This window comes from Acinetobacter sp. YK3, from assembly GCF_001729365.1.
GTDB classification, from domain to species: Bacteria; Pseudomonadota; Gammaproteobacteria; order Pseudomonadales; family Moraxellaceae; genus Acinetobacter; species Acinetobacter vivianii.
Window position 1 is genome coordinate 1 of record NZ_LZPJ01000071.1, and the last position, 2911, is coordinate 2911.

5 protein-coding genes are annotated in these 2911 nt (G+C 39.8%); 4 read left to right on the top strand and 1 reads right to left on the bottom strand.

Annotation, left to right across the window (positions count from 1 at the left end; genetic code table 11):
- Window positions 1–330 precede the first annotated feature (330 nt).
- The 4 genes from A9Z07_RS06270 (at window position 331) to A9Z07_RS06290 (ending at window position 2476) form a co-directional block, all read left to right on the top strand.
- Window positions 331–528: a hypothetical protein gene (locus tag A9Z07_RS06270; RefSeq protein WP_069577659.1), complete on the top strand. Its 198-nt coding sequence runs from the start codon at window positions 331–333 to the stop codon at window positions 526–528.
- A gap of 172 nt (window positions 529–700) precedes the next feature.
- Window positions 701–1078, top strand: a complete 378-nt coding sequence (locus A9Z07_RS06275) for a hypothetical protein (RefSeq protein ID WP_069577660.1) — start codon at window positions 701–703, stop codon at window positions 1076–1078.
- A gap of 11 nt (window positions 1079–1089) precedes the next feature.
- Complete coding sequence (locus A9Z07_RS06280; protein WP_069577661.1) at window positions 1090–1815, top strand: ERF family protein; 726 nt, start codon at window positions 1090–1092, stop codon at window positions 1813–1815.
- A gap of 361 nt (window positions 1816–2176) precedes the next feature.
- Window positions 2177–2476 carry a hypothetical protein gene (locus A9Z07_RS06290; RefSeq protein WP_081406412.1) on the top strand — a complete coding sequence of 100 codons (300 nt, stop codon included), beginning with the start codon at window positions 2177–2179 and terminating at the stop codon, window positions 2474–2476.
- A gap of 7 nt (window positions 2477–2483) precedes the next feature.
- Here the strand turns inward: A9Z07_RS06290 and A9Z07_RS06295 are convergent.
- Window positions 2484–2911 (bottom strand): hypothetical protein (locus tag A9Z07_RS06295; protein WP_205634330.1); only part of this gene is annotated, 428 nt, incomplete at its 5' end.

The following is a 2911-nucleotide window of genomic DNA, read 5'->3' on the forward strand; positions in this document are numbered from 1 at the left end:
CTCTATCAGGAAAAAATTTTTCAACTATTTTTAGAATATATGAAAAATCTCCATCAGCAGCATCCGCTAAGACATTGCTGTTAAAGATTTTTGATAAAGATTTATATTCTAAACTCATAACTCTCGCTCAAAGCTCCACAACATTACTTCAGTTTGCATGATGATACTGAATTTACTATTCAATAGTAACCTTTATTTATAGATTTTAAAATCAAAATTAGGCAAACCTATTGACTATTTAATTAGGTACGCCTAATACTTATAGAGTGATAAATAAAAAGCCCCTTCACTTTGGACGGCGACGGGGCTTTGCATTAAAGCGAGATAAGTATGAAACAAAAGCCTATACCGAGTCAAACGTCCCAACGTTTACACCAGCACCCTTCTGCTACTGATTATCAGGTCAGTACACTCGACTTCATCAAAGCCAATCTAAAAGATGCGCTTAAGCTCTTCCCTATCATTTTAGTCGTTTTCCAACTCTGGCTGGTCCTTACCGCTGTCGTTTACGGCATTTTTGGAGGATAAGCCCATGGGACAATTACATACAGCTTCTATCCCAAAAACTAAGCTATTCAACACATCATTATCGAACAAAATACAACCGACAATCTATGACGCACAGTGACTTGAAAGCCCTGTAAATACTGGGTATTCAGCATCATATACACAGGGTAAGACCAGTAATATGGAGCCTGTCATGCAAAAGAAACGCTATACCACACCATTCGCAGAATTCATCTGTAAAGACGTGAATGGCTACTACAACGTACGCCTTGGCCCAAAAATTTATCTGGTCAACGTATCGTTAAATTACACCCCTGATTTTGATACGGAATTCTTCGGTGGTGTGCAGGCTGCTGCTTTTGACTGGCACTCTATCCTCGTCAAGGAGGCGCTAGATAGCGAGCCTCGCCCGATCAATGAGGAGGAATTATCTGTGTATTGGCTAAAAGGTAATATCAAGAAACTCGTAAATTACCAACGTGCTATCCAACGCAGTGCCAAAAGCCAAACTCCACGCTATAGCAAAGAACAACGTATTGATTACCGTAACGCGCAGTACAACGGTGCCTAAGGAGATTTAAGATGAATGCAGCAGTGAATCAACAAATGGCATCGGCAACCACACTTGATGCCTTACAACTTATCCAGCTTGAGTTAAAAGCACCTAAGAGCAAATACAACAGCTTTGGTAAATTCCATTATCGTAATCTGGAAGATATCCTTGAAGGTGTAAAGCCGCTCTTGCAAAAATACGGCGCTACCCTTGTGGTGACTGATGAAGTACAAGAGATCGGCCCGGTTGTGGTGATCACGGCCAAAGCAGTCTTTACCGATGCTCAAGGCAAACAAACCATGACTACTGCGCATGCTGGCGTAGAGATCAATAAAAAAGGAATGGATGTGGCCCAGACATTTGGCTCATCCAGTTCCTATGCACGTAAATACGCATTGAATGGCCTGTTCCTGATTGATGATACTCAGGATGCTGATACGGATACTTTTCATCAACAGACCAATGCACCAGCTCGGAACAACCAGCAGAATGCCCCTGCTCAAAACCAGCAGCGCAACCAGAACCAGCCTCCGAATCAGCAACAACGTCAGCCTCAACAGCAAAACCAGATGGCTCCAGCCAATGCTGCACAGCAATTGACTCAGGATTTTCAGCAGGCATTAAATGCAATTCATCATGCTGACAAAGAAGCAGATCTGGGACCGATCTATAAACAGTTTAAAGGCACCCGCTACGAGGCCCAGATCGTGCAGGCCTGCAAGGCAAAAAAGGACATGGAGGGTTGGAGTGCGTAAAAACCTACATCTTCAAGTATGTGGCCAAGCTTCACAGCAAAGGCAGCTTACGAGGACGTGTAGAGGCTACGACAGCTCTCCAGGCGAAACAACAGGTCCTGCAAGGTAATGAAATGATCAAGGATGTCTCGGTCTCCTTGTTAACCAATCAGAAGGCTGCACGCACGCAGTCTTTTGAAAAGTTAAATAATTAAAAGTTTTTGCAGGTGGAAGTATGAAGAATTTCATAAATCCTATTAGACCTAAAATTTAAAAACCACACTTCCAAACAATAGAACATTCTTAGCAATGTTCTCCAGAAGCGATCGTATTGTTGACCCATGTGATCGCTTCTGGAGTACATTGCATAACAGGTAGAAGCATGAGCATTATGCAAAAATATATAATTGTTGTTGAATCAGAAAAACCACCAAGAGTGTGTTTGCAGGATGTGATACCACAAGTGGGCAAAGTTTTAGAATTGAAGTCTGAGCAACTGCCTCACCGAGTTGATACCAAGTGGGTGATGGAGCGGTATGAGATGGCACGAACCACAGTGATTGAATTCTTAAAACCATTCAATAAAGGTTCGGGTGGCAAGTATTCTTATGATCCTTTAGAGATTATCCCAATATTAGATAATCGTCAAAAATTAAAGCCTGGTGCAAAACGAAAAAATTAGAAAGGGCTTAATGCCCTTTTTTATCATCCAAATAATATAAAATTATACTTTGGATATCGCTATTGATAATCATTTTTAGATGAACTAAAGTCTTAAATGCTTCATCTGAAGCCAAATATTTTAAAATATCCTGTTTCCAAACATCTACGCCTTTATCAAGAATATTGCCATTTAATTGAGAAAGTATATCGAATAAATCATCCATAATTTTAAAAGGATCAGAACGAATCTCTAAATTTTTAGGCTTATATTTATTTAATAGTTTTTCATAATAAAAAAGCTCTGCTGCAATCATATCAACTGCATCCTGAACTCTCTGTAATTTTTCACCATACGACACTGCTTCAAATTCCATATTGTACTGGAGAAACCGTCTATAATCATTATAACTGTACTGAATTTCATAAAATTGAGTTTGTAATCTATCTTTTAATT